This is a genomic window from Rhodococcus sp. AQ5-07 (genome assembly GCF_009707305.1).
In the GTDB taxonomy this organism is placed as follows: Bacteria; Actinomycetota; Actinomycetes; order Mycobacteriales; family Mycobacteriaceae; genus Rhodococcus_F; species Rhodococcus_F erythropolis.
The window spans coordinates 1,636,943-1,663,540 of record NZ_CP046099.1; the positions used below are offsets into that span (position 1 = coordinate 1,636,943).

Consider the following 26,598-nt stretch of genomic DNA (forward strand, 5'->3'; position numbering starts at 1 on the left):
TCTCGTTCGTTGGTGTTCTGTCCATGCGAGCATAGCCGGTGCCCGGCTCGGTCAACCCACGACGCGGGCGTAATTTCCCACTCGGTGGACAAGTCGATCAAAGAATTCCGCCGGATCGGTGCTGACCGCGATATCCGCGTTGGGCTCACGCTTCCAGTGCCCGACCCAGTCCGCGACCGTCGTTCCGATCAGCAGTGGACTCTCGGTTTCGACATCTACCGTTGCCGGCTTCAGCGTCGCCAAGCTCGGATCGAGCGCGACGGCAGCAGCAAAGGGATCATGCATGTGAGCAAGAAAGCCCTGGTCGTATTCACGATGGAATTCCATGTAGAACCGGATCGCGTCGGACATATGCCTGATCACGCTGTTGGACGCGGAACTGCGGACGTCGGGGCCGTCGTCAGGCGAGATGATCTCTTCCGGAGTGCTCCCGGCAGCGTCGGCGAGCCGACGCACATGTTCGGGGAACATCTCGATGGATTCGGTGACGTTGAGGCCGCAGATGATCGGGCGCCGGTGCGCGGGTACGACGGAGAACGCGTCGAACACCTCCTTGGCGGCGTGCGGGTCCACCGAGACGTTCCACTCCGCGGTCGGCGTCGTGTTGCCCGGATAGTTGAACGACCCACCCATCACGACCAGTCGCTTCAGCAGAGACGGCAGATCGGGTTCACGTCTGATCGCCAGCGCAAGGTTGGTGAGCGGCCCCGTCACCAATCCGGTGAGTTGTCCGGGGTACTCACGCACGAGATCCACCCAGAGGTCGGTGGCCGTTCGGACCGAGCGCTTGCGACCCGAATCGGGGAGGACGGCATGGCCGATCCCTTGCGGACCGTGAGTCTCCTCGGTGGTGCGCAACGGGATGACCAGTGGCTCGCGGGCGCCGAGTGCAACCTCGATGTCCGGGGCGCCGCAGAGCGCAAGCCAGTTCAAGTTGTTGGCCGCGACCTGTTCCACCGGAACGTTGCCGGCGGTGCTCGCAATCCCCAGAATCTCGGCTTCGGGGCTGGCAAGGAGATAGAGAAGCGCCAACGAGTCGTCGATGCCGGTGTCGACGTCGACGATGAGCTTGTGCGTATCACTCATCGGTGGCCACCAGGATCGTCGGTGAATGCAGGACAGGGAAGTTGACCGACCGAGCGATGAAGCACTTCGTGTGTGCGGGGCCGTGAAGCTCCTCGGCCTTCTCGACCATCGACGCCTCCGCGACCAATACCGTCGGATTCAACGTCACTTCGATGAACTGGCCGCCGCCATCGGATTCCTCGATCATGCTGCCGACCGGCTGATCGCTGTAGTCGAGAACGACGACCCCAGCGGCAGCTGCCAGACCGAGGTACCAGAGCATGTGGCATTGGGCGAGGGAGGCAACGAGCAGTTCCTCGGGGTTCCATCGCTGCGCGTCACCGCGGAACGAGGGATCGGAGCTGCCGAGAAGTTCCGGCTTTCCGACCGCGGATATTGCATGATTGCGCGAATATCCCTGCGTGCTGGACGTTCCGGTTCCCAGATCGCCCGTCCACTGAAGGTCGAGTGTGTAGGTATGTGACTTCACAGGTCCATCTTGCCCTGAATGTGCCGGTCCCTCAGTGTGCCCACTCCGCCCGATCCGATCCCCACGGATGGGATGGTTCGGGGTAGTCCTCGAACTCTGCCAGCGCGGGTCGTGCGGTGGTCACGTCGGCATGGTTGACAACAGCATTCAGGCCGGGAGCGGTCGGTAGACCGGGATGGACGGTTCGGCCGGGTGCGTCGAGAAGACGGGCGCCGGTGCTGGCCAATGACACGTCGACATCGCGGCCACGGCCGTCGTGCGAGCGCAGCGTCAACGCGTCGAGGATCCCAGCTGCCAAGAAGTATCCGGTCGAGTGGTCGAGGGCCTGCGCTGGAAGTGCGCCCGGTTTCTCGCCGCCCTCGAGGAACGAGATACCGGATGCGGCCTGCACGATGCTGTCGAAGCCGCGGCGATTCGCCCACGGACCTTCCCATCCCCATGCGCTGACGCGCCCGTGAATCAGGTGGGCGGGAAGATCCTGCCCGATGAGTGCTTCGAGTGCGCCCGGACGGTAGCCGGTGACCAGTACGTCTGCGGTGTCGAGGAGTTCGCGGAATGCTGCCGCTTCTGCCGAGGACTTCAGGTCGAGAAGCGCCGACCGCTTGCCCTGGCCACTGTCGAGGTGCTGCCATCCGATCTCGGGGATCGCCGGAGGGTCGATCCGCAGAACGTCAGCGCCGACCAGCGCGAGGGCACGGGTCGCGACCGGGCCGGCGATGACGCGGGTCAGGTCGAGAACACGTGGGCGCGTCGGATGCGTGCGGGGTTTTCCCTCGTCGCGTACTCGGATGGATACCAGAGGCTCAGACCTCGCAGCTGCGCACTGCTCACTCAGGCGCCACTCGGTCTCGGTACGAACACGGACCGCGATGGCGCCGATCTCGGCGGCCTGCTGCTCGATCTCGATGGCGCTGAGTTCGGATATCCGTTGCGCCACTGCATCTTTAGGTGATCCATGGTCGAGTTCGAGGATGGCGAGCAGGCGGTCGCGATGGTGTGGATAGTTGCCGTGCGTGCGGACCCAACCGTCGCGGGCGGCAAAGAACCCCGAGTATTCGGAGAATCCGTTGATCGGTTCGCCGCCGATCCGGAACAGTCGATCGCTCGAGAAGGACGCGGCGATGCGCTCGGGATCGAGGGTCCAGTGTCCGTCGCCCGGGCTGGTTGACCGATGAATTGCCGAGGCGAAGGCCGCGACTGAGCCTGCAGCGAGGTCGAACACCGGCAAGTGCGCCGCAAGGAAGCCCGCCGAGTCCGGGCATTCGATGTGGCCGCGTCGGTCGTCGGTGTGCACCCCGACGTCACGTTGGTATTCGTCGAGATAGAACCCGTACCCGTGATCCATGTGGCGCCTTTCGGCAGTTCAGTGGCCGAGAAGCTCCCGGCACTTCTCTGCCAGCGTATCGCGGAGCGGCGCAGCACGATCCGCCAACTGTTGTTGCTGACGCACGTATTCGGCGCGGCCCGCGGGAGTTTCGATACGAATGGGGGAGTACCCGTACTCGGCGAGGTCGTATGGGCTCGCGCGCATGTCGAGTTCACGGGCCAGGAGCGCGTGTTCGAAGCACCGCATCACCAGATCGGAATCCACGAGTGGCAACAACTTGAAGCTCCACTTGTACAGATCCATACCGGCGTGCAGGCAGCCCGGCTGTTCGTGATCGATCTGGGTTTCGCGTGCAAGCGGGAGCGAGTTCTTGGGGGCCGCGTCCGGTGTGAAGAACCGGAACGCGTCGTAGTGCGTGCATTTGAGTGGCAGGGATTCGACTACCGCGTCGGTACCGGCGAACCCGAGCCGCAGCGGCACTGACTGGTGACGGATCGCGTCCTCGCCGCCGCGATAGACCATCGCCCATTCGTGGAGGCCGAAACAGCCCAGCACAGCGGGCCGCGCCGACGTCTGATTCAACAGATTCCACACGAATTCGACTGTGTGACGCCGACGCTCCAGCACGGCGGCCTCGACCGTCGCGGTACCCGATTCGTCGACGCGGTAGCCGGAGAAGGCTGCGTATTCGCCGGCGTTCTCGAGTGCGACTCCGTACCCGGGGTGCCAGCGGCGCAGTTGCGCGGGCTTGAAGTTGTAGTACGTGAAGAGGAAGTCGTGCACCGGGTGAGAGATACCGGCGCTACGACGCGCTCGGTGCGGCTCGACGAGCTTTTCCACCTCCTCGAGGTGAAGTGCCCGCCGAACCGTCCACTCGCTCTGCGCGAGTGCGAGTGAATGCACCGAACGTGTCATCGATCAGCTGTTTCTTTGTCCGGGAACAGCATCTGTGCCGCGGTGCGTGCCGTCGCGAACCGTTCCGACGTACTCCTCGAGCAGATCCTCGAGCGCGACGATACCGATCACGACTCCGTCGGCGTCCGTGACTGCTCCGAGGTGCGAGCTGGCCCGACGAAGGCCGGCCAACGCTTCGGCCAGCGGCGTGCTGAGCGGAACGATGGGCAACGGGCGGATATCCGATGTCGGAACGACGGTGTCCGGCCCGGCAGCTTCGTCGAGCACCTCGTCGAGCACATCCTTGAGGTGCACGTACCCGGCCAGCGATCCGTCGCTCGCTCGGACCGGGTAACGCGAGTATCCGGTCTCGATGACCGCACGCTCGATCTCACCCAGTGTTGTTCCCGACGGCGTGAGGGGAATGGTCCGCACCTTGTCGAGGGTGATCAGGACCTCGGAGACGGTGCGATCTGTCGATTCGAGTGCCTGCTTCAAGCGCCGGTGTTCTTCGGCGTCGATCAGACCCTCGGATCGCGATTCACCGATCATCGCGGACAACTCCACCGCCGAGACAGTGACATCGAGTTCGTCCTTGGGTTCGACGCGCAGGAGCTTGAGTACTCCGTTGGCGCAGAGGTTGTAGAACGCGATGATCGGGCGAGCGATCTTGATGAACGCCAGATGCACGGGAACGAGCAGCATGGCCGTCTTCTCGGGGCCCGCCAACGCGATGTTCTTGGGCACCATCTCGCCGAGCAGGATGTGCAGCACGACGACCAGCGAGAGCGCGATCGCAAACGAAATCGGGTGCAGCAATCCGTCGGGAAGGCCGACGGCTTCCATCGGCACCTCGAGGAGGTGCGCAATGGCGGGCTCGGCGACCTTACCGAGGAGGATCGAGCAGATCGTGATGCCCAGCTGAGCTGCCGCAAGCATCAGCGAGAGGTTCTCACCGGCCTTGATGACCGTGAGTGCCCGCTTCTTACCCTGCGCGACAAGTGCCTCGAGGCGGTCGCGTCGTGCGGAGATCAGCGCGAACTCCGCACCGACGAAGAATGCGTTACCGGCGAGCAGCACGACGGTGAGGAGTACACCGAAGAGGTTATTCATCGTCGGACTCCTTCGTGTCGTCGTCTGCGGATTCGGGTTCGACATGTGCCGGGACCGGCGTGATGGTCACTCGGTCGATACGACGGCCGTCCATACTGGTCACTCGGGCGATCCACTTGCCGCGGGAATCACCGGACGAGTCGACGTCGGGCAATTCCACTTCGTCACCCTCGTCGGGGATTCGGCCCAGTTCGGTGAGCACCAAACCGCCGAGCGTGTCGTAGTCGCCTTCGGGCGCGGTGTATCCGGTTGCCGACGTGACCTCGTCGATGCGCAGGAGACCGGAGCACGACCAGCCGTCGCCGACGCGCTGTACGTCGAGTTCGGGTTCGTCGTGTTCGTCGCGCACATCACCGACGATTTCCTCGATGAGGTCTTCCATCGTGACGATGCCGGCTGTTCCGCCGTATTCGTCGACGACAAGAGCGACCTGCATGCCGTCGGAGCGGATCCGCTCCATGACGGTGTCTCCGTCCAGGCTCGACGGCACGACGGGAACACGTTGAGCCAGACTGTCGACGCGCGTCGTGCGCCTGCGCTCGGCCGGAACGGTGAACGCGTGTTTGATGTGTACGACGCCGACTGTGTCGTCGAGATCGCCGCGAACGACGGGGAAGCGCGAGTAGCCAGTTCGCGACGCCGTCACGATCAGGTCTGCGACGGTGTCCGAGAGTTCCAGCGATTCGATCTTCACTCGCGGAGTCATCAGCTCTTCTGCGGTGCGGTCACCGAACTGCAGCGAACGGTCGACGAGCATCGCCGTGCCCTTGTCGATGGACCCGCGCTGCGCGGACGTCCGCACGAGGGACCCGAGTTCCTGCGGTGATCGCGCCGAGCGCAATTCTTCCGCGGGTTCGATGCCCAGGCGTCGCACAATCCAGTTGGCGGTTCCGTTGAGGCCGTTGATGGCCCACCGGAAGATCAGCGAGAAGCCCGCTTGCAGGCCCGCAGTCGCGCGGGCGGTGGGCATCGGTTTGGAGATTGCGAGGTTCTTCGGTACGAGCTCACCGAAGATCATGGAGAACGAGGTCGCAATCACGAGCGCCAAGATCAAAGACGTTGTCGAGGCAGCGGATTCGCTGAGCCCGACGGCCTTCGTGACCGGTGTGATGAACCGTGCCAGAACGGGCTCGGCCAGGTAACCGGTGATCAGGGTTGTGATCGTGATACCCAGCTGAGCGCCGGAGAGCTGGAACGAGAGAGTCTTGTGCGCGTGTTGAACCTGCCGCGAGCGTCGGTCGCCGCCACGAGCAGCTTCGTCGACGGTGCTGCGTTCGAGCGCGGTCAGTGAGAATTCGGCCGCCACGAAGAGGGCGGTGCCTGCAGTCAGCGCGATGAAGCCGACCAGGCTGAGAATGGTGAAAACGATGTCCATGTGTCATCGCCACCTGAGGTGTGCAAGGGGGCCGCCGGGTTTGTCTCCCGGCTCGCTAGAGGAGCCCTCCGAACCAGCGGAATCAGACGATTCCTCGGATAAAACGACGGGTGTAGCGCCGGGTAAGTGTGTGGGTGCCTCGGGCACCGGGTTCCTCTCGTCGAAGCCGAGTATTTCTCGGCTGTAGCGGGCTCGGTCGGGTCGCCGATGGGCACCCGACCGAGTTTTGTTTCCTGTTTACGGATCCAATGATACCGGCGGGTGCCCGGGAGTAGGGACCCGAGCACCCGCCGACTGTCATAAAACGTGGTTCACCAACCCGACGGAAGCGGCCGTCCTTCGGCGAATCCGGCGGCGGACTGCACTCCCAGAACTGCCTTCTCGTGCAGCTCCTCGAGTGAGCGCGCACCCGCGTACGTGCAGGTACTGCGTACGCCGGAACAGATCTGATCGATCAGGTCCTCGACTCCGGGACGCTCGGGATCGAGACGCATCCGCGAACTGGAGATGCCTTCCTCGAACAATCCCTTACGGGCGCGATCGAAAGCCGTTTCGGTGGCGGTGCGAGCGGCAACAGCGCGCTTGGAGGCCATACCGAAGCTCTCCTTGTACGCGTTGCCCGCCTGATCGACTTTGAGATCGCCGGGGGACTCGTACGTGCCGGCGAACCACGAGCCGATCATGACGTTCGACGCGCCCGCCGCGAGGGCGAGTGCAACGTCGCGAGGGTGGCGAACGCCGCCGTCGGCCCAGACGTGCTTGCCGAGCTCGCGTGCTGCTGCAGCACATTCCGCGACGGCCGAGAACTGCGGGCGTCCGACGCCGGTCATCATGCGAGTCGTGCACATGGCTCCGGGCCCGACGCCGACCTTGACGATGTCTGCGCCTGCGGCGATCAGATCACGGGTTCCCTGTGCGGACACGACGTTGCCTGCAACCAACGGGACGCCGAGGTCGAGCGCCTTGAGCGTGGTGAGCGCATCGATCATTCTCTGCTGGTGACCGTGAGCCGTGTCCACGACGATCACGTCGGCACCGGCGTCGACGAGTGCCTTGGCCTTGGCGCCCACGTCACCGTTCACACCGACCGCAGCAGCGACTCGGAGTGCGCCGCGATCGTCGACTGCGGGGTCGTAGATGCCGGCACGAATCGCGCCGGTGCGAGTGAGGACGCCGGCGAGGGTTCCGTCCTCGTTGACGATGACGGCCAACGGATCGTGCTTGGTTTCGAGCAGTTCGAAGACCTCACGCGGTGTGGCGGTGACCGGGGCGGTGACGAAGTCGGTGATCGCGACGGTACGTAGGCGAGTGAACCGATCGACATCCGCGCAGGCAGCCTCGGTGACGACACCGAGAGGCTTGCCGTCCTCGACCACTACGACTGCGCCGTGTGCACGCTTGGGTAGCAGCGCCAGCGCATCGGAGACGGCGTCGTCCGGACTCAGCGTGACCGGCGTATCAGCGACGAGGTGGCGGCTCTTGACGAACGCCACGGTCTCGGCGACAGCGTCAGTGGGGACGTCCTGCGGAATGATGACCAGTCCGCCGCGGCGGGCGACAGTCTCGGCCATGCGGCGGCCGGCGACTGCGGTCATATTGGCGACGACGACGGGAATGGTCGTTCCGGATCCGTCGGAAGAATTGAGATCGACGTCGAACCGAGAGGTGACCTCGGTCCGGTTAGGGACGAGGAAGACGTCGTCGTAGGTCAGGTCGTATGGGGGGCGTTGCCCTTCGAGGAACTGCACGTTTCACGAGCCTACCGTCGATTCCGCCGTAGCGCCCTCGGTATCGCGCGCTTGTGAGCGGGAGAGGGCGATCGTGGTCATGATCATGACGGCGACGGCGCACCCGATGAGAGCAATTCCGGGACCGTCGACGCGGAGGCGTTCGTCGAGAACCGTCATCCCCAGGAAGATGGCCGCGATCGGCTCGCCGATCGTCAGGGCGGGTAGCGACGCCGACAGGGGCCCGACCTGGAACGCGCGCTGTTGGAGGTAGACCCCGATTGCGCCCGAGGCGATCAGCGCCCACGTCTGCCATGCCGAAATCACCCCGACGACACCGTGCCCGAGTAGGTCGGTGACGTACTTGGTGAAAGCGACGGCCACGCCGTAGAAGATTCCGGCCGCGGAGCCGAGAAGCAGTGCGCGCCAGCCACCGTCGAGTTTGGACAAGCCGCCGATAGTTGCGACCACGGCCACTGCGACCGTGATCGTCAGGGGCACAGCCCAATCCGACCACGGAGCGTTGCTGTCTCCCTCGGTGGGATCGCCGACTACGAGGAAGATCGCCAAGGAAATCGCGAGCATGATCGCCAACGACCACGCAGAACGGGTGATGCGAATTCCAGAGAACCTGGCCGAAAGTGGCAGCGCGAACAGCAGCGAGGTCACGATCAGCGGCTGCACCACCAACACCGAACCCAACGACAGTGCAACGGCCTGCATGACGTAACCGCCGCCGTCACCGATCAGCCCGGCCCACCACCGAGGACTGCGAATCAACGACGCCACCAACGCCTCGCCCTCCGGAACCGCAGACGCGGCGCGCTGCTGAGCGACGGAGGCACACGCGAAGAGAAGCGCGGCGACGAGTGCGCAGAGAACCGAGATCAGTGGAAGATCACCCATTCCCTCAGTGTGCGCGCTTGCCCGCCCGATTTCCGGCAGACGGCTTTCCTGCGCCGGGTGCGCCGCGACGCGGGGTCAAGCCCTTGGACGCCAGTCGCTCCGAACGGGTCGGGACGGGAGTGCCGTCCGCACGGATCTTCTTCACACTCTTCGGATCGGTGACGCGCCGCGAGGAAGCGGCGCGCTTGTCGCCGTCCTTCTTCATCCGGCCTCCGGCAGCGGTCCGGCCTGCAGTGTCGTGTTCCTGACGGCCGCGCTTGGCGGTGTGCTTGACGGCGACCGTCGTATCGGGAGCTTCGACCGGTATTCCCGTCGGCTCCATCGCGCCGGTGATGCGCGTGAGCTCCAGATCGTCGGGGCGGACCCGCACGCCGTGAACCTTGATACCTGCCTGCTTGGTCAACTTCTCGACCGAATCACGTTCTTCGTCGGTGACGATGGTGACGACGACGCCTGATTCCCCGGCGCGTGCCGTCCGGCCGGCCCGGTGCAGGTAGTCCTTCGCCTCCGCCGGGGGATCGACGTGAACGACGAGCGTCACGTCGTCGACATGGATTCCGCGCGCGGCGACATCAGTGGCGACCAGGACCGGTGTCGTCCCGTCGGAGAACGACGCGAGGGTCTTGGTCCGATTGTTCTGCGTCTTGCCGCCGTGCAGGGCGCCTGCGGAGACACCGATCAAATGCAGTTGCTGCGCAAGACGATCCACACCGTGCTTGGTCTTGACGAACATGATGGTCCGCCCCGCCCGTGAACCGATATGTGCGACAACGGATCTCTTGTCGTCGCGGTCGACGAAGAGCAGGTGATGCTCCATGGTCGAGACGGTGGCAACCGGGGGAGCAGTCGAGTGCGACGCCGGATTGCGCAGGTAACCCGCGACCAGATCGTCGACCTTGCCGTCGAGTGTTGCCGAGAAGAGAAGGCGCTGACCGTCTTTCGGTGTCGTGTCGAGAATCTTCGCAACCTCGTCGATGAAACCCATGTCTGCCATGTGGTCGGCTTCGTCGATGGTCGTGATCACGACGTCGTCGAGAATCACCGACTTCTGCTCGAGTAGGTCGAGTAGGCGCCCTGGGGTCGCGATCAGGAGATCGACGCCGCGGGCAAGGATGTCGGCCTGACGCTTGATCGGAACGCCACCGACCGCATTTGCCACACGCAAACCGATCTCGGTAGCAGCGTCGTCGAGTGCCTTGTGGATCTGGATCGCCAGCTCACGGGTGGGAGCGAGCACCAAACCGCGCGGACGATTCCGCTTGCTCGCCCCACCCTTGAGGCGCACCAGCATCGGAAGCCCGAAGGCCAGAGTCTTTCCGGAACCCGTCGCGCCGCGCCCGAGGACATCCCGGCCGGCAAGAACATCGGGGATGGTTGCCGACTGAATGGGGAAGGGGGCATCGATGCCGCTACGGCGCAACGCGTGCACCATCACGGCGGGGATTCCGAGGTCGACGAACGAACGCCCTTCGGTCGAGGTGGGCGAGTCGATCGTCGATTCCTGCATTTGTCCAGGCTACCGGGTATCGGTAGACGCAGATGACCGCATCTACCGATACCCGCTGTGAATCAGGCCTCGATTTCGCTGCGGTCACCGCTCCACAGTGTGTGGAACTTGCCCGGCTTGTCGATGCGCTCGTAGGTGTGCGCGCCGAAGAAGTCGCGCTGCCCCTGAGTCAGGGCGGCCGGCAGACGCTCCGCGCGGAGACCGTCGTAGTACGAGAGCGAAGACGCGAACGCCGGTACCGGAATGCCGAGCATCGTCGCGGTGGCGACCACACGGCGCCAGCTGTCGATGCCTGCCTCGATGGCCTCGCGGAAGTACGGCGCCAGAATCAAGCTCGGCAGGCTCGGATCCGCGTCGAACGCGTCCTTGATGCGGTTGAGGAACTGCGCACGGATGATGCAGCCACCGCGCCAGATCGTCGCCAGGTCGGCAGGCTTGAGGTTCCAGTCGTACTCGGCGCTGCCGGCAGCGATCTGATCGAAGCCCTGCGCGTACGCCACGATCTTCGACGCGTACAGCGCGGCCTGGATGTCGGCGGCGAACTGCTCGGCGTCAGCAGGCTTGTCGCCGAGAGAGCCGGCGGCCAGACCCTGCGCCTGAGCTGCGGCGCGCTGATTGCGGCTACCGGACAGTGCGCGAGCGAAAACGGCCTCGGCGATACCGGTGACCGGCACGCCCAGATCCAGAGCGGACTTGACCGTCCAGCGGCCCGTGCCCTTCTGCTCGGCAGCGTCGACGATGACGTCGACCAACGGCTTGCCCGTCTCGGCGTCGACCTGGCGGAGCACCTCGGCGGTGATCTCGATCAAGTAGGACTCGAGCGTGCCCTTGTTCCACTCGGTGAAGACGTCTGCGACCTGACCGGCGTCGTAACCGAGTGCGTCGCGGAAGAGGTTGTACGCCTCGCCGATGAGCTGCATGTCGGCGTACTCGATGCCGTTGTGCACCATCTTGACGAAGTGACCGCTGCCGTCGGGGCCGATGTGCGTGCAGCACGGGGTGCCGTCGACGTGAGCGGAGATGGACTCGAGAAGCGGGCCGAGAGCCTCGTAGGACCCCTTCGGGCCGCCGGGCATGATCGACGGACCGTTGAGTGCGCCTTCTTCGCCACCGGAGATACCAGCGCCGACGAAGTGCAGACCGCGGGCGCGGATCGCTGCTTCACGACGGATCGTGTCGGTGTAGAGCGAGTTGCCACCGTCGATGATGATGTCGCCGGGCTCCATGGCGTTCGCGAGCTCTTCGATCACGGCGTCGGTCGGGGCACCGGCCTTGACCATGATCAGGACGCGTCGCGGCTTCTGCAGTGCGGCAACAAACTCCTCGACGGTCTCGGTGCGCACGAAATCGCCCTCGGAACCATGCTCGGCGATCAGGGCATCGGTCTTCGCGATGCTGCGGTTGTGCAGGGCAACGGTGTGACCGTGGCGGGCGAAATTGCGGGCAATATTCGAACCCATGACGGCCAGGCCGGTGACGCCGATCTGAGCTCGGGGTGATTCGGTGCTAGTGGTTGACATACTTACAGCTTTCCCTCTCGGTCCGCGGCTGTGAAATCATGCGCTGTGCGCAGCCGAAAACGGTGCGGCCGCGACGCGCGTGAACATCAGACCGTGCATACAAAACACGGATGCAGATCACTTTAATTGCAGTGACCTGCATCCGTCTCGATACAGCTTCCGGCACAGCCGGAAGGTTCTCAGTGTTCAGTTGTCGAGCCGCAGCTCAGCGCAGGTATTACCGCTGATCGCGCTTCGGGCCGTCGAATCCGTCATAGCTACGACGGTCGGTGCGGCTGCGGAAGCCGCCACCGCTGGTCGAGGCTGCACGGTTGTCGCCGCCGTCGCGGTTGCCCTGGTAGCCACCGGAAGAGCGGTTGCCCTGGTATCCGGTCGAGGGGCGGCTGTCGCGATCGCCGTACGAGCGGGTGTTGTCGCGGTTGCCCTGGTAGCCACCACCGGACGAACGGTTGCCCTGGTATCCGCCGCGGCTCTCGCCGTCACGGCTTCCCTGGTATCCGCCCGAAGAGCGGTTGCCCTGGTAACCCGTCGACGGGCGGCTGTCGCGGTCTCCGTAGGACGGACGGCTGTCACGGTTGCCCTGGTAACCACCGCTGGAGCGATCACCCTGGTATCCACCGGAAGAGCGGTTGCCCTGGTATCCGCCGCGGCTCTCACCGTCACGGTTGCCCTGGTATCCACCGGAAGAGCGGTTGCCCTGGTATCCGGTCGAGGGGCGGCTGTCGCGGTTGCCCTGGTAACCACCGCTGGAGCGATCACCCTGGTATCCGCCGCGGCTCTCACCGTCACGGTTGCCCTGGTATCCACCCGAAGAGCGGTTGCCCTGGTAGCCGCCGGAAGAGCGGTTTCCCTGGTAGCCGCCACGACTTCCGCCACGATCACCGAAGGAACGCTCGCCACGAGAAGAGCTCTCGCGCAAGGGTTCTCCGGTCGGCTTCTTGGCGCCGGTGATGCGAGCAAGTTCAGCAGAACCCGGGGTGACGGCAACGGCTGCGGCATTGACGCCGGCCATTCCGGTCAGACGCTTGAACTGACGCTTCTGGTTGGGCAGCACGATGGCGACAACGGTGCCCTTCTCGCCGGCGCGAGCGGTACGACCAGCGCGGTGCAGGTAGTCCTTGTGGTCGGCCGGGGGATCGACGTGAACGACGAGGTCGATGCCGTCGACGTGGATACCGCGCGCTGCAACGTCCGTTGCGACGAGGACCGGGGTGCGGCCGTTCTTGAAACGCTCGAGGACGCGGGTGCGCTGGTTCTGTGCCTTGCCGCCGTGAAGCGACTCGGCAGCGATGCCGACTGCGCGGAGGCGATCGGTGATTCCCTCGCAACCGAGCTTGGTGCGGGCGAACATGATGGTGCGTCCGTCACGGGCACCGATCTCGGCGAGGACGGAATCCTTCTGCCCACGATCGACGAGGAGGACGTAGTGCTCCATCGTGTCGACGCTTGCGCGGCCGTCTTCGGTGGAGTGGGTGACGTGGTTGGCCAGGAACTGACGAACCAGCGACTGGACCTCACGGTCGAGGGTTGCCGAGAACAGCAGACGCTGTCCGTCTGCGGGGGTCTCGCCGAGGATCGAGCGAACCTCGGGCAGGAAGCCCATGTCCGCCATCTGATCGGCTTCGTCGAGTGCGGTGATTTCCACCGAGTCGAGGATGCAGGTGCCCTGACGCAGGTGATCGCCCAGGCGACCCGGCGTTGCGACGAGGACGTCTACGCCGCGGCGAAGCTGATCGACCTGCTTGGCGAACGGCGTTCCACCGACAGCGGGACGAACCGTGAGTCCGAGTGCGCCGGCGTAGGAGTTGAGGGAGTCGACCACCTGGAAAGCAAGCTCACGGGTGGGGACGAGCACGAGTGCGCGGGGACGCTTTGCGGCCGGGCGATCTTCGTGGCGTGAGAGGCGGGTCAGCATCGGCAGGCCGAAGGCGAGGGTCTTACCCGATCCGGTCTGTGCGCGGCCGAGAACGTTGGTTCCGGCGAGCGCGTCCGGGATGGACTGCGCCTGGATGGGGGACGGGACGGTGATGGAGTTGCGCGCCAATGCGGCAACAAGCTGCTCGGGCAGGCCGATCTCGGCGAAGGTGATACCCGGCTCGGTGGCGACTGCTTCTTCGGCAGCGGGGGTGTTGACGGTGGGGTCTTCGATGTTCTCGGAAGACGACATTTGGACAGCGTTGGTCACGCGGAAACCTCTCCGGACTACGGGCACGTCGCGGAGCGGAAGAAGCCATGCTGAAATACACGACACAGTTCGCAAAGGGACGAGCCAGGGCACATGTCACCTGGCAATCCGAACGCATACTGCGGGGAATTGGGCTGTGTGCCGTTATATGTTGACGGACCACGATGGTGGCCGTGGTCCACTCTACGCCACCGGGGACACCGAAGTCAGGTAGCCCCGCCTGTGACCTGCACTACTACACGGGGTTGCGCAGGTCAAGACTCAGTATGCGTTGAAAAGCAGTCGAAGTTCGGTGAGCCAGGGCACAGCCACCGCAACCGTGGGAACAACGAGAATCGCGACCGCCCCGAGATACGCAAAAACTGCGATGCGGGGATCTGCATCGTCGGCCGAGAGGCGCTGCACTCGGATGAGCGTCGACGGGCCGCCCGCTGCCATCGCTCCGCGGGGTGCCGTCGATCCGGCACACGCGACAAGTGCCCGCGCGAGGGGAGTGGGACCGGTAGCCCGCACAGCTGAATCGTCGGCGAGCAACTCCACCAGCAGTTGTACCGATCCCAGAGCCGACTTGCTACGGACGAAACGGGGGAACGCGTGGTTGACGGCCGTGAAAGCCTCGAGGACCAGATCGTGACGAGCTCGCAGGTGTGAACGCTCGTGCGTCAGAATTGCTTTGACCTCGGCATGATCGAGGTTCTGCAGAGTGCCTTGACTGAGAACCACGCGTTGGCGCAGACCTGGCAGGCAGTATGCGATCGGTTCGTCCACGTCCAGCACCCGCAGATCGGGTGTGCGTTCCACCGACGCGGGCATGGCGCAGTCGTCGAGAAGGTCCACCAACACGCGGTGACGTGCACGGCGACGTCGGGTTCTCACAGCGACCTGGATTATCGAGAAGATCAGCTTCGCGCCGATCAGAAGCGTCAGGGCAAAAACAACCACGTACAGAATCCACAGCGGGAGCCCGAGTGCATCGATTTCGGCGGTCGGGGCCGTCGTCGGCCTACCGTCAGCGCCGGGAACGAGCAGCTGGCTGGCAATGGCCAGGCCCGAGCTGAATGCCGACAGCACCGCAGCAATTGCGACGGCTTGCCACAGAACCAACGCCGCGCGTGGAGCGCGGTAAGGCCACGTGGAGCGGCTCAGGAGTGCGGGAACCGGACCGGCCAGCAACAAGGCAAGCAGTCCGAAAACCAGTGCAGTAGTGGCGTTCATGTCCTACACATCATGCACGACGAAATCAGTTCGGCCTAGAAATTCCGGGCTGCGCAGCCTTTTTCGCGGACTCGCGCACCTCGAGGGCAGCGAGCGCTTCGCGGAGAGCATCGGCTTCGTCAGCATTGACCTGTCCCACGAAGTGGACGAGTGCCGCAGCGCGACCGCCGGACTCCGGAGCCTGGGCCAGAGCGTCGACCATCAGGCTCGCGACCAGTTCTTCGCGCTTGTTGACGGGAAGATAACGATGGGCGCGATCGTCACGCTGCTGAATCACCAGATGCTTCTTCGCCAGGCGCTGCAGAACGGTCATTACCGTCGTGTACGCCAATTCGCGATGTGTCGCGAGTGCTTCATGCACCTGTCGCACAGTTTGCGGTTCCGATGTGGACCACAAATGATCCATCACCGCGCGTTCGAGTTCACCTAGACCTGCCATTCTTCGATTCTACGGACTTCCACGACGAAATACGTACTACTGGTAGTAGTAACCGCCTCGGTGGGGGTGTGGTATTGGCCATAGTGATCTGCGTGACGGTTACGGTGGTGTGAGACGACCAAAGTCCCGACAATGACGATGCCCGATAATTGCAAGCCAACAGTCGATCCGCAGAAAGTAGCCGCACGTAGATGACGATCGACAGTTCGCCGGGCACCGAAGAATCGACATCACGGGCGCGGGTAGTCACGCAGAAAGCTGCCGGCATCATCCGTTTCGGCATTCGCGACGCACCCTTGACGGTCGTCCTACTTCTCACCATGTGGATACTGGGCGCCGTAACCGGCAGCATCGTTCACGGACCGTCCCGCGATCTCGAGCACACGATCGGGGCGGGAATGGGCTCGATCCAGCACGGACATGTCTGGATTCCACTGAGCTCCGCGCTGTGGGCAGGAAACCTGCTCGGGTACATCGGCGCGAGCGTGCTCCTGATTGCGGTCGCTGCACCCCTCGAACGGCGGATGGGAACGATCAAGCTGGCGATCGCCGGCGCAAGCACTCAAATCTTGGGAGTTCTGCTCGGGCTCGGCTGGGCATCCTTCGTGAAAGTGTTCGACTCCAATTGGGGGTTCCGCCTCCATGTCGGCTCCGCTGTCGGCGCGAGCGCGTGGATCGTCGGCGCCGCGATGGCCGCCAGCTCGAACATGGGGACATTGTGGCGTCGCCGCATCCGCGTCGGAACCCTGGCTTTGACCATCACCTTGGCCCTGTTCAGTGGTCAGCTGCAAGATGTCATCCGATTCTTTGCCGCTGTGGTGGGTTTGGTCATCGGACAGTGGATCGTCGGACGATCGGCTCGCGGTGAACGCATCGCCGGGACACAGCGAGAGGGCCGCGTCCTGGTCGCCATCGTCGTCGCGGCAAGTGCGATCGGCCCGATGATCGCCGCGCTGTCCCCACAGGCGGTTGGCCCACTCGCCGTACTCCGCGATCTCTTCCGTGGTGTTCCCTGGACTGTCGCAGAAGTACGTGAGCTGTGCGCCGAATCCGCGTCGGATCCGGACTGCCGACGCGGCCTCCTCGAGCTGAGACTCTCGGGGATCGGGCCGACTCTGCTCTCGTTGATGCCGTCGATTTTTGTGCTGGTGTTGAGCGATGGGCTCCGTCGTGGCCGCAGATTCGCCTGGATTGCGACTGTCTGTGCTCAGGTCGTCTTACTCGTCCTCTCGATCGGGAACTTCGTCATCAGGTTCGTCGACGCAGTCGACAGTGACAGCTTGTTCTACGGAATCAGCGATCCGAACGTGTATCGAACTCTGGTGCCGTTCCTGACACCGCTCTTCGTGCTGATCCTGCTGATCGCCACACGTCGATACTTCGACGTCGCGGCCCCGGCCAAGACGTATCGACGTCTCGGTGCTGCGATCGTGACCTTGCTCGCGGTCCTCGCCGTGATCTACGTCGGCGGCGGAATGCTCGCCAGGCACGGGTTCGACCGCGAGCCCACGGTCACGATGCTGCTCGCGGACTTCCCACAGCGCCTTGTACCGCCGGTGTACCTGCAGTTGATCGACCCGCGCCTGCTTCCCGTGGACATCGAGTCGACGTTGCTCTTCGAGTGGACCGGCGTCGTGTTCTGGGGCGTTGCCGCCTTGTTGGTGTTCGTGAGTTTCCTCAAGCCGGTCAAGACCGCCGATCCCAAAGCCGCCGAACGAGCGCGATCCATGTTGATCGCCGGTACCGGCAGCCCGTTGTCGTGGATGACGACGTGGAAGGGGAACACCTACTGGTTCAGCGCGGACGGTTCGAGTTACGTCGCGTATCGCGTCATCGCCGGCGTTGCTCTCACCACCGGTGATCCGGTCGGTCCTCCAGATCGCATGCGCGCGGCGATCGAGGGGTTCGCCGAGTTCGCGTCGTCGAACGGTTGGATTCCCTGCTTCTATTCCGTGACCGACGACGCCCGAACCATCACCGATTCGATGGGCTGGAGCGGTCTACAGGTCGCCGAGGAAACCGTGCTCGACCTGGGACAAGTCGCGTTCACAGGAAAGCGGTTCCAGGACGTGCGCACAGCACTGAACCGGGCGAAGAAGTCCGGTATCACCGCCGAGTGGATTTCCTTCCCTCATGCACCTCTCGCGATCAAGGATCAGATAGTCGCCATCTCGGAGGAGTGGGTAGCGGACAAGGGGATGCCCGAGATGGGATTCACCCTCGGCGGACTCGACGAGGTCGACGACGAACAAGTGCGATGCCTGATCGCGGTCGACGAGGATCGCACCGTGCACGGTGTCACATCGTGGCTACCGGTGTACCGCGACGGCAAAGTCGTCGGGTGGACACTCGACTTCATGAGGCGACGCTCCGAAGGGTTCCGTCCCGCGATGGAGTTCCTCATCGCTTCCGCTGCACTGAAATTGGAGGAGGAGGGCGTCGAGTTCCTCAGTCTGTCCGGTGCACCGCTGGCAACAATCGCCGGTGACTCCGAGAGGAATGCGAACGAACCGGAGGCCACGACTTTCTCGGCGATGATGGACAGCGTGCTCGACCTACTCGGTCGCACCCTTGAACCGGTGTACGGATTTCGATCGCTGCTGGCCTTCAAATCGAAGTTCCAGCCGCGATACGTGCCGATGCACATGACATTCGCCGATCCAGCCGCGTTGCCGAGCATCGGCAACGCGGTCGGACGGGCATACCTGCCGACCGTGACGATCGGTCAGGGATTCAAACTCGTTCGGACGATTCTGGGTCGCTGATTCGCGATCGTCACGCAGGCTTTGCCGGCCCGCCGACGGCGCCGAACACGTGCCGGGTTCCGATCGGAACGATCAGCGGCCGATCCGAGACGGGATCGTCGATGACCGCAGCTTCGAGACCGAACACCTCGAGCAGAAGTTCCGCGGAAATGATGTCCTTGGGGACACCAGAAGCGACGACGGCGCCGTCGCGCATCACGATCAGATGATCGCTGTATCTGACCGCGAGATTGAGGTCGTGCAGAACCATCACCACGGTGCGCCCCATTTCCTCGTGGAGTTGATCCACCAGGTCGAGGACTTCCATCGAGTGCGCGAGGTCCAGATAGGTAGTCGGTTCGTCGAGAAGCAGGATGTCGGTTCCCTGGGCGAGAGCCATCGAGATCCAGGCTCGCTGACGCTGACCGCCGGACAATTGATCGACGGGCCGATCGGCGAGATCCGAGACACCGGTCAGCTCGAGCGCTTCGGCGACCTCGCCCTCGTCGTCCGCGGACCACTGCCTGATCCACGACTGGTGCGGGTGGCGCCCACGTGAGACCAAATCGGCGACGGTGAGCCCTTCCGGCGCAACCGGAGTCTGGGGGAGCATTCCGAGCACCCGCGCGACTTCCTTGGTCTTCATCGAACTGATCGCCTTGCCGTCGAGGATGACCGATCCACCCTTTGGCTTGAGCAGACGACCGAGCGCGCGCAAGAGCGTCGACTTGCCGCAACCGTTGGGTCCGATGACCGTCGTGATCACGCCGGTGGGGATCTCGAGATCGAGTCCGTCGACGATGATGCGATCCCCGTACCCGAGCGTCAGATTCTGCGCGACGAGACGCGAAGGAGCATCGGTGGACTGGGCGATGGTGGTCATGCTGTGACCTTCCGATTGTTACGAACCAACAGGTAGAGCAGGAACGGGCCGCCCAGTGCGGAAGTCACGATTCCGACGGGGAGTTCCACAGGCAGAATTGTTCGAGCGATGACGTCGCTGCCTACCACCAGTACAGCACCGGTCAGCGCGGAAGCCACGATGGGCGGGCCGGCGGAGCGCACCAGACGCATGGCGACCTGTGGCGCAGCCAGGGCGACAAAGCCGACCGGACCTGCTGCTGCGGTCGCGATGGCGGCCAGTGCCACGGCGGAAAGCAACAACTTGGCCTGTGATGATTGCAAGCGAACACCGAGTGAGGTTGCGTTGTCGTCGCCCAACCGCAGCGCTCCCATGGTGAACGATGCGATCACCGCGTAGCCGCCGACTACTGCGACGGCGATTGCGACCGGCCACATCTGATTCCAGGTGGCACCGTTGAGTGAACCGTTGAGCCACACCTGTGCGCGAGAAGCGTCGTTGATGTCCGCCGAGATGAGGAGCCATCCCGTCGCTGCCACCAGCATGGCGTTGATGCCGATACCGATCAGGATGAGGCGGAACCCCTCGACGCCCTTGCGCCACGCCAAGGCGTAGATCACCACTGCTGTCAGTAGGCCGCCGCAGAGCGCAGCCAACGGAATCCCCAGTGTGGCAAGCAGTCCCACGAACGAGCCACCCCCGCCGAGTACGATGAGTGCCACTGCGGCGGCACTCGATCCAGCCGTGATTCCGAGGATGTCGGGGCTGGCGAGGGCATTGCGCGCAATCGTCTGGGTGACCGCACCGGCAATGCCGAGTGCCATACCGATGAAGAGCGCGGTGAGCGACCGAGGAAGTCGAAGGTCGAAGACGATCAGGTTCTGTGTCTTGCTGCCATTGCCGAGCAGGACCGAAATGACATTGGGGATCGAGATCGGATAGTCGCCCCGCCCGATGTTGATGCAAAGCAGAAGGAACAGCGCAACTGCGAGGGCAATGCTCACCGACACCGCGAGTGGGCGGTAGACCAGCGAGAATCCACCGAGGCGGATCGACTTACGTGAGGGGACGGTCCGGGGGAGTACCCGGAGTTCCTGCTTGAGCGTCACAGACTTGCCAACTTCCTGCGGCGTACGAGAGCGATGAAGAACGGAGCGCCGAACAGGGCCAAGATGATGCCGACCTGCAACTCACCAGGGCGCACGACCACGCGGCCGATGATGTCCGCGGTGATCAACATGACCGCGCCGAGTAAGCCCGCGTACGGGACCAGCCAGCGGTAGTCGGGTCCGGTGATGGCCCGGGCCACGTGAGGGACCACCAAACCGATGAACGCGATCGGACCACACGCCGCGGTGGCGGCGCCGGTCAGCAGGGTGATCGCGACGATGCCGAGTGTGCGACTGAACGCGATGTTAGTTCCCAAGGCTTTTGCGACGTCTTCACCCAAGCTGAGGACGTTGAGCCCCGGCGTACTTGCCAAGGCGATGACCAATCCGAGTATCAGGAAAGGCAGGACCTGCCAGAGGACGTCGAACCCGCGACCGGACACCGACCCGACAACCCAGAAACGGTAGGCGTCCAGGCTCGTCTGGTCGAGGATTATCACGGCGTTGGTCATGGCTTGCAGGAAGAACGCGACGGCTGCGCCCGCCAGAGCCAGACTCAGAGGACTTGCGCCGCCGTTTCCGATGGAAGACAAGCCGAAAACGACGATGCTGGCGACGAAGGATCCTGCGAACGCGAACCAGAGGTACTGACTCGGCGCCGTAAAGCCGAAGAGGTAGATCGCCATGACCACGAAGAACGCCGCGCCTGCGTTGAGGCCGAGTAGACCGGCATCCGCCAACGGGTTGCGCGTGTGTCCCTGAATCAAGGCACCGGCGATACCGAGTGCAATTCCGACAACAAGACCCAAAATCGTTCGTGGGGCGCGCAACGTCCGCACGATGATGTCCGTTTGAGTTCCGTCCGAATTGAAGAGCGCGTGGAAGATCTCGGCGAACGTCAGTGGACGAGCACCCACCGCGATACTCGCGAGCATCACAAGCGCGAGCAGCACGGTGAGGACCGCGAGTCCGATCAGGCGGCGCCGGCGAGTTGCACCGACACTGTTGTCGCGTGCGAGTTCTTCGAAGCCCTCGTCGCGGGCCGTGCTTTCTCGGACCACCTCGATGCCGCTTCGGTCGAACGGTCTGCGCAGAGCCCGGCGGACACCGATGGGCTGTTTGGTGGTCGCGTCACGCGTGACCAGGCCAACCCATCCCTTCCCCGAGGTCCGACCGGTGGCCCCCTCACGGAATCCGAGGTTCCACACAAGCAGACCGACGGCGATCGCTATTGCTGTCCCGCCGAAGACTGCTCGATCGGCCTCGCCGCCACCGTTGTCGTCACGGAGCGACTGGACGATGTACCAGCCGACGATCAACGGAAGTAGGAACACCGCCGCGTCGAAAAGTCCAGCCAGGACACGCATTCGGACAGGAGCGGGGCCGCGCGGCACGATGCGCCGTCCGTACGTCTCGCTGGGTCCTCGGGGATGTCCGTTCCCGAGAGATTTGATCATCGTCACTGGCGGTTCGAGCTCCTGGTCTTGGTGCGCAGGGAATTCGCATCTTAGGTTACGGAACCCTATGCGGGTGCGCTTCCTGCGGGGGACGTTCCTGTGAATATGCGGTGCCCAGCGTCACAGTTCTTTACTCTTGAATTATGGTGAGGCTAACCTACATTAAGAACCACAAGACAACTTCGGCCGATTGGAGTGCACGGTGACCATCACCTTGACCACCCAGCATGCGGATGTTCGTGAATTCGAACTCCGGTCGAACGCATTGAGCCGCACCAGCGTTCGCCTACGAGCACTCAACCCTGACTATCCGCGCGTCTACGCGGTTGCCGCCATGGCGGGCGAAGGTAAACGGCGTTGGTGGCAACTGAGCGAGGGCCTGTGCGGGGATCGGGTGCATCAGATGTTCGCCCGTTCACTTCAAGATCTCGACAGCGCCGAAGCTGCGGCGATCCAGGTTGCAACGTCACTTATTCATGCCGTGGTCGGCAGGGTGGCCGCGTCGATCGTCTCCGAGGGGTCCGCATGGGACCCGGGGCTCGAGAACCTGTTCATCCACATGGACAGCGACGGCGGAATCGACTGGGCCGGCGTGGTCGACGAAACGCTGCGCGTTGCGCCCAACGGACGGGAGTCCGGCAGTGACGGTGTCGTCGACATGCCATGTGAAGAAGCGCTCCTTGTCTGGACCGCGCACCGTTGCCTGACTTCACTCCGAGCGATCTATGACGCCGTCGCCAGGTGTGCGCCCGTCGACCAGTTCAGATTCTGGGGCCTGGTAGGGGAGTCGATCCTGGGTGCAGCGGCCTACGTCCCCATCTTGGCCGGTGAGGGCGAATCGGCCGCTCAGCGTCGAGGGCAGGGACTGCTGGACGCCTTTGTCGCCGCCGGGCTGCCGGTTCGTGCGCGCCGCAAGGTCTCGCTACGCCCTCGTTGGAACCAGTTCGACGAAGGGCTTGCTAAATTAGGTCAGCCTTGCCTATGATTATGGAACACCTCGCAGAGAGCTACACGACGCGAGAGTGACGAAACTGCCGGACCGCGCCGGAGTCCTGAGGGCTGCAGAGACTCCCGGTCCTTCCCACGGCGGGTTTCCCATCGAATGATGGGAAACCCGCCGGTTCTTTTTCCAGACCTGATTCCAAGCTCGAGTTACCTCTCGTGTAATCAGGTAGGGAGTGGCAGCCACACCGGCGCCAGAGAATCACAGATGGAGATGGCATGGTCGACACTGCTGAGACCGCAGAGATGATGAAACGGCTCGGGACTGGCTTCGACGCCACCATCGGCCTGGAATACACCGAACTGAGCCCAGACCGTGTGAGGGCGCAATGGACGGTCAAGCCCACGCTGCACCAGCCCGCCGGGATACAGCACGGGGGTGTGTACTGCTCGGTGGTGGAGTCTCTCGCCAGCGTCGGTGGCACCGTGTGGCTGGGCGAGCGAGGACACGTAGTCGGAGTCAACAACAACACCGACTTCCTGCGCGCAACGCGGGAGGGCACTCTCACCGCTGAAGCCACCCCGATTCATCGCGGACGCACCCAGCAACTCTGGGAAGTTCGCATCACCGACGAGAACGGCCGACTCGTTTCCAAGGGGCAGGTTCGCCTCGCGAACATCACCGAGGTGGCGAAGATCGGAAACTGACCACGCGGCAGTCGATCAAATGACGAAGGGCGGCTGTGGAGTTGAACTCCACAGCCGCCCTTCGTTATTCGCCCAGGTGCTGATCGATCAGCCGGCGGCCTTCTGCTGCTTGCCGGCAGCCTTCTTGGCTTCGCCATTCGAAGTGCTGCCGGACTCCGTCGCTTCCTTGTTCTTCTTCTCCAACTCGCCCATCGCGTTTCGCGCGAAGACCTGCTGCTCGGTGGACGCCATCTGAGCACGGCCACGCCCGAAGAACGTCACTGCCCACGACAAGAGCGTCGAGGCGCGTGAACGGAATCCGACGAGGTACAGGAGGTGAATTGCCAACCAGGCAACCCACCCGATGAAGCCGCTGATCTCGAGCTTGCCCACCTTGGCTACCGCGCTGAAGCGCGAGATCGTCGCCATACTGCCCTTGTCGAAGTACTTGAACGGAACTCGTTCCGACGGGGACTTTCCATCCAGTGACGCTTTGATCTGTTTGGCCGCATACTTGCCGCCCTGCATGGCGACCTGAGCCAGTCCTGGAAGCTTGTCGAGCGACATCATGTCGCCGATGACAAAGACGTTGGGGTGTCCGGGAAGCGACAGGTCAGGATTGACCATCACTCGGCCGGCGCGGTCGGTTTCTCCGCCGCTTTGCTCTGCAAGCTGCTTGCCGAGGGGGCTGGCCTGCACGCCGGCGGACCAGACCTTGCACTGCGACTCGATGCGGCGAAGAGTGCCGTCCTTTTCCTTGATGATCAGACCGTCGTTGTCGACGTCGGTGACCATTGCGTCGAGCTGGATCTCGACGCCGAGCTTCTCGAGCGTCTCGGCAGCCTTGCGGCTGAGCTTCCCGCCATACACGGGCAACACGGCAGGGGCGCCGTCGAGGAGCACGACGCGCGCTTCACGAGGATCGATCTTGCGGAAGGCGCCGTCCAGCGTTCGACGGGAAAGCTCGGCGATCTGCCCGGCCAACTCCACCCCGGTGGGGCCGGCGCCGACCACGACGAAGGTGAGCAAGCGCGCGCGCTCGGCGGGATCGTCCGACAGTTCGGCCTGTTCGAAGGCCCCGAGGATTCGTCCGCGCAGTTCGAGGGCGTCGTCGATCGTTTTCATTCCGGGGGCGAACTCCGCGAACTGATCGTTGCCGAAGTACGACTGACCGGCACCTGCCGCCACGATCAGACTGTCGAACGGCGTAACCGTGACGCGTTCGAGCAGACGCGAGGTCACGGTCTGATTCTCGAGATCAATGGTCTCGACCTCACCGAGCAGCACCTGGGCGTTCTTCTGCTTGCGCAGCACCAGTCTCGTGGCGGGAGCGATGTCACCGACCGAGAGGATGCCGGTCGCAACCTGATAGAGGAGCGGCTGAAACAGATGGTGGGTTGTACGCGCGATCATCGTGATGTCGGCATCGGCTTTTTTGAGAGCCTGAGTGCCGAACAATCCTCCGAAGCCGGAACCGATCACCACTACGCGGTGGCGGTGCGGTTCAACCGACTGGATGCTCATTCCGTACTCCTCGAGTTCTAGGCGACAGTCCTACGGTAGTCCCACCGCGGCCGAGCTTCTCTGCGAGCAGTCCGACGCGCGCCGGTGTGTCCGAATCGATCAAGCAGCCTCCGGCGGCGATCACCCCGAGACGCGTGTCATCCTCGCGCCGGGGGTGTTCACCACTTTGTCGAGGTGTCAGCTACTGGCGGACCGACAAAATGAACAGTGCGATGCACCCGCCGACGAAAACCAGGATCGACAGAGCCACCGAGGCATACCCGACACCCACTCCAATTGCTGCCCAGTCCATGTGCTCAACCTCTCTTACGGTGTGATCCGGGATTCAGATCACATCTGCCTGAAGACATCACACCCTATTTATCCCTACTTCCGAAACCCGGCACGCCCAACCATTGACATGCAAGCAAATGCTTGCATATCGTGAAGTTGTGAACGACCGGATGAATGCAGCCTTCAAAGCACTTGCCGATCCCACGCGAAGACTTCTGCTGGACCGCCTGTTCGTAGCCAACGGGCAGTCGCTCGGTGAGCTGTGCGAGAGCCTCGACATGAGTCGCCAAGCTGTCACGCAACACCTCACGGCGCTCGAGGATGCAAATCTGATCAGCACGGTGCGGCAGGGGAGAACGAAACTTCACTATCTCAATCCCGTTGCGCTCGAGGAGATTCGAGAGCGATGGATCAACAAGTTCGAGGTACCGCGCCTGCATGCGCTCAGTGCCGTCAAAAAACTCGCGGAGGAAGCCATGACCGACAAGCCCAGTTTTGTATATGTCACCTACATCGCCAGTACGGCCGAGAACGTCTGGAAAGCACTCACGGACGCGGGGGCCACTGCAGAGTATTGGGGACACAGCAACGTCTCCGACTGGCAGCCGGGATCGACGTGGGAGCACCGCCGGATCGACGGTTCGAACATCGCGGATGTAGTCGGCACCGTAGTCGAAAGCAGCGCACCGTCCAGGTTGGTCACCACCTGGGCTGATCCGAACGGCGAACCGGGCGTCGATATCTCGCGGGTGAGTTTCGACATCGAAGCCTTCGGCGCGATCGTGCGATTGACCGTCAAGCACACCGATTTGGCAGACGAATCGGCTCGCATGGAGGTAGCGGGCGGATGGTCGGCGGTGCTGTCGAATCTGAAGTCCTACCTCGAGACCGGAAATACTCTTCCGGTGGCGCCGTGGGAGATGCCGGTCGGTTGACGGTTGTCGACCGGGACAAACGAGTCCCCTGAACAGGAGGAGATCGCCGTACTTCTGTCCGAACAGTCGGCGCAGTCCGGACTCAAATTCGCATACCCGTCAAATATCGGCGCGTTCAGTCTGTAAAGTTGCCGGAAGGATGCTAGCGTTTTGCCCGACATCGAGTGAGGACGACCTCGTCTCGGACGCATGGGAGAAACGCTATGGGCGGCGACGCTTTTCAGAATGTTCCGGTTGATCGACGCAAGTTCGTCAAGACAGTTCTAGCGGCCTCGGCGGTAACTGTTCCGGTCGTGACGTCG

The 26,598-nt window shown here is 63.5% G+C and carries 21 protein-coding genes; 4 read left to right on the forward strand and 17 right to left on the reverse strand.

Going from position 1 to position 26,598, the window contains the following annotated elements:
* Window positions 1-51: 51 nt before the first annotated feature.
* The 13 genes from GJB56_RS07730 to GJB56_RS07790 all read right to left on the reverse strand — a co-directional run bounded on the left by GJB56_RS07730 (window position 52) and on the right by GJB56_RS07790 (window position 15,763).
* Window positions 52-1,086, reverse strand: coding sequence for a nucleoside hydrolase (locus GJB56_RS07730; protein ID WP_113683628.1), 1,035 nt, complete (start codon window positions 1,084-1,086; stop codon window positions 52-54).
* Window positions 1,079-1,555, reverse strand: a complete 477-nt coding sequence (locus GJB56_RS07735) for an OsmC family protein (RefSeq protein WP_019748441.1) — start codon at window positions 1,553-1,555, stop codon at window positions 1,079-1,081. The genes GJB56_RS07730 and GJB56_RS07735 overlap by 8 nt, the downstream gene beginning before the upstream one ends.
* Before the next feature lie 31 nt (window positions 1,556-1,586).
* Complete coding sequence (locus GJB56_RS07740; RefSeq protein WP_020969619.1) at window positions 1,587-2,900, reverse strand: CoA transferase; 1,314 nt, start codon at window positions 2,898-2,900, stop codon at window positions 1,587-1,589.
* A gap of 18 nt (window positions 2,901-2,918) precedes the next feature.
* Complete coding sequence (locus GJB56_RS07745) at window positions 2,919-3,797, reverse strand: hypothetical protein (protein WP_020907755.1); 879 nt, start codon at window positions 3,795-3,797, stop codon at window positions 2,919-2,921.
* A 3-nt stretch (window positions 3,798-3,800) separates the two neighbouring features.
* Window positions 3,801-4,889 carry a hemolysin family protein gene (locus GJB56_RS07750; protein ID WP_003944826.1) on the reverse strand — a complete coding sequence of 363 codons (1,089 nt, stop codon included), beginning with the start codon at window positions 4,887-4,889 and terminating at the stop codon, window positions 3,801-3,803.
* Entirely contained in the window at window positions 4,882-6,264 is a 1,383-nt protein-coding gene (locus tag GJB56_RS07755) for a hemolysin family protein (protein WP_019748444.1), read from the reverse strand. The genes GJB56_RS07750 and GJB56_RS07755 overlap by 8 nt, the downstream gene beginning before the upstream one ends.
* A gap of 311 nt (window positions 6,265-6,575) precedes the next feature.
* Window positions 6,576-8,012: a GuaB1 family IMP dehydrogenase-related protein gene (locus tag GJB56_RS07760; protein WP_020907756.1), complete on the reverse strand. Its 1,437-nt coding sequence runs from the start codon at window positions 8,010-8,012 to the stop codon at window positions 6,576-6,578.
* A 3-nt stretch (window positions 8,013-8,015) separates the two neighbouring features.
* Window positions 8,016-8,897 (reverse strand): DMT family transporter, encoded by an 882-nt coding sequence (locus GJB56_RS07765; protein ID WP_020907757.1) that lies wholly within the window; start codon window positions 8,895-8,897, stop codon window positions 8,016-8,018.
* A gap of 4 nt (window positions 8,898-8,901) precedes the next feature.
* Window positions 8,902-10,404 (reverse strand): DEAD/DEAH box helicase, encoded by a 1,503-nt coding sequence (locus GJB56_RS07770; protein ID WP_020969621.1) that lies wholly within the window; start codon window positions 10,402-10,404, stop codon window positions 8,902-8,904.
* A 62-nt stretch (window positions 10,405-10,466) separates the two neighbouring features.
* Window positions 10,467-11,924 (reverse strand): NADP-dependent phosphogluconate dehydrogenase, encoded by a 1,458-nt coding sequence (gene gndA / locus GJB56_RS07775; protein WP_113683629.1) that lies wholly within the window; start codon window positions 11,922-11,924, stop codon window positions 10,467-10,469.
* 217 nt (window positions 11,925-12,141) lie between these two features.
* Window positions 12,142-14,109 carry a DEAD/DEAH box helicase gene (locus tag GJB56_RS07780; protein ID WP_113683630.1) on the reverse strand — a complete coding sequence of 656 codons (1,968 nt, stop codon included), beginning with the start codon at window positions 14,107-14,109 and terminating at the stop codon, window positions 12,142-12,144.
* Window positions 14,110-14,370: 261 nt separating this feature from the next.
* Window positions 14,371-15,324 (reverse strand): M56 family metallopeptidase, encoded by a 954-nt coding sequence (locus GJB56_RS07785; RefSeq protein WP_003944922.1) that lies wholly within the window; start codon window positions 15,322-15,324, stop codon window positions 14,371-14,373.
* A 25-nt stretch (window positions 15,325-15,349) separates the two neighbouring features.
* Window positions 15,350-15,763 carry a BlaI/MecI/CopY family transcriptional regulator gene (locus GJB56_RS07790; protein WP_003944876.1) on the reverse strand — a complete coding sequence of 138 codons (414 nt, stop codon included), beginning with the start codon at window positions 15,761-15,763 and terminating at the stop codon, window positions 15,350-15,352.
* Between the two features lie 191 nt (window positions 15,764-15,954).
* Between GJB56_RS07790 and GJB56_RS07795 the strand changes: the two genes are divergently transcribed.
* Window positions 15,955-18,528 (forward strand): bifunctional lysylphosphatidylglycerol flippase/synthetase MprF, encoded by a 2,574-nt coding sequence (locus tag GJB56_RS07795; protein WP_113683631.1) that lies wholly within the window; start codon window positions 15,955-15,957, stop codon window positions 18,526-18,528.
* Window positions 18,529-18,538: 10 nt separating this feature from the next.
* Here the strand turns inward: GJB56_RS07795 and GJB56_RS07800 are convergent, their stop codons facing one another.
* The 3 genes from GJB56_RS07800 to GJB56_RS07810 are packed head-to-tail and all read right to left on the reverse strand — an operon-like array spanning window position 18,539 to window position 21,935.
* Window positions 18,539-19,390, reverse strand: a complete 852-nt coding sequence (locus GJB56_RS07800) for an ABC transporter ATP-binding protein (RefSeq protein ID WP_020907760.1) — start codon at window positions 19,388-19,390, stop codon at window positions 18,539-18,541.
* On the reverse strand, window positions 19,387-20,478 hold the full coding sequence (locus GJB56_RS07805; RefSeq protein WP_113683632.1) for a FecCD family ABC transporter permease: 1,092 nt from the start codon (window positions 20,476-20,478) through the stop codon (window positions 19,387-19,389). The genes GJB56_RS07800 and GJB56_RS07805 overlap by 4 nt, the downstream gene beginning before the upstream one ends.
* Window positions 20,475-21,935 (reverse strand): FecCD family ABC transporter permease, encoded by a 1,461-nt coding sequence (locus GJB56_RS07810; RefSeq protein ID WP_019748453.1) that lies wholly within the window; start codon window positions 21,933-21,935, stop codon window positions 20,475-20,477. Before GJB56_RS07810 ends, GJB56_RS07805 begins: the two co-directional genes overlap by 4 nt.
* Window positions 21,936-22,137: 202 nt before the next feature.
* On the opposite strand from GJB56_RS07810, the gene GJB56_RS07815 reads away from it, so the two are divergent.
* On the forward strand, window positions 22,138-22,920 hold the full coding sequence (locus GJB56_RS07815; protein ID WP_020907762.1) for a hypothetical protein: 783 nt from the start codon (window positions 22,138-22,140) through the stop codon (window positions 22,918-22,920).
* A 236-nt stretch (window positions 22,921-23,156) separates the two neighbouring features.
* Entirely contained in the window at window positions 23,157-23,585 is a 429-nt protein-coding gene (locus GJB56_RS07820) for a PaaI family thioesterase (RefSeq protein ID WP_020969625.1), read from the forward strand.
* A gap of 87 nt (window positions 23,586-23,672) precedes the next feature.
* Here the strand turns inward: GJB56_RS07820 and GJB56_RS07825 are convergent, their stop codons facing one another.
* Window positions 23,673-25,088: an NAD(P)/FAD-dependent oxidoreductase gene (locus GJB56_RS07825; RefSeq protein ID WP_019748456.1), complete on the reverse strand. Its 1,416-nt coding sequence runs from the start codon at window positions 25,086-25,088 to the stop codon at window positions 23,673-23,675.
* 410 nt (window positions 25,089-25,498) lie between these two features.
* Between GJB56_RS07825 and GJB56_RS07830 the strand changes: the two genes are divergently transcribed.
* Window positions 25,499-26,296, forward strand: coding sequence for an ArsR/SmtB family transcription factor (locus GJB56_RS07830; RefSeq protein ID WP_113683633.1), 798 nt, complete (start codon window positions 25,499-25,501; stop codon window positions 26,294-26,296).
* Window positions 26,297-26,598: the final 302 nt, after the last annotated feature.

Coding starts and splice junctions, on each gene's coding strand:
- GJB56_RS07730 (WP_113683628.1), bottom strand. CDS start 1,086: ATGAGTGATACGCACAAGCTCATCGTCGACGTCGACACCGGCATCGAC.
- GJB56_RS07740 (WP_020969619.1), bottom strand. CDS start 2,900: ATGGATCACGGGTACGGGTTCTATCTCGACGAATACCAACGTGACGTC.
- GJB56_RS07745 (WP_020907755.1), bottom strand. CDS start 3,797: ATGACACGTTCGGTGCATTCACTCGCACTCGCGCAGAGCGAGTGGACG.
- GJB56_RS07750 (WP_003944826.1), bottom strand. CDS start 4,889: ATGAATAACCTCTTCGGTGTACTCCTCACCGTCGTGCTGCTCGCCGGT.
- GJB56_RS07755 (WP_019748444.1), bottom strand. CDS start 6,264: ATGGACATCGTTTTCACCATTCTCAGCCTGGTCGGCTTCATCGCGCTG.
- GJB56_RS07765 (WP_020907757.1), bottom strand. CDS start 8,897: ATGGGTGATCTTCCACTGATCTCGGTTCTCTGCGCACTCGTCGCCGCG.
- GJB56_RS07770 (WP_020969621.1), bottom strand. CDS start 10,404: ATGCAGGAATCGACGATCGACTCGCCCACCTCGACCGAAGGGCGTTCG.
- gndA (WP_113683629.1), bottom strand. CDS start 11,924: ATGTCAACCACTAGCACCGAATCACCCCGAGCTCAGATCGGCGTCACC.
- GJB56_RS07785 (WP_003944922.1), bottom strand. CDS start 15,324: ATGAACGCCACTACTGCACTGGTTTTCGGACTGCTTGCCTTGTTGCTG.
- GJB56_RS07790 (WP_003944876.1), bottom strand. CDS start 15,763: ATGGCAGGTCTAGGTGAACTCGAACGCGCGGTGATGGATCATTTGTGG.
- GJB56_RS07795 (WP_113683631.1), top strand. CDS start 15,955: ATGACGATCGACAGTTCGCCGGGCACCGAAGAATCGACATCACGGGCG.
- GJB56_RS07800 (WP_020907760.1), bottom strand. CDS start 19,390: ATGACCACCATCGCCCAGTCCACCGATGCTCCTTCGCGTCTCGTCGCG.
- GJB56_RS07810 (WP_019748453.1), bottom strand. CDS start 21,935: ATGATCAAATCTCTCGGGAACGGACATCCCCGAGGACCCAGCGAGACG.
- GJB56_RS07820 (WP_020969625.1), top strand. CDS start 23,157: ATGGTCGACACTGCTGAGACCGCAGAGATGATGAAACGGCTCGGGACT.
- GJB56_RS07825 (WP_019748456.1), bottom strand. CDS start 25,088: ATGAGCATCCAGTCGGTTGAACCGCACCGCCACCGCGTAGTGGTGATC.
- GJB56_RS07830 (WP_113683633.1), top strand. CDS start 25,499: ATGCTTGCATATCGTGAAGTTGTGAACGACCGGATGAATGCAGCCTTC.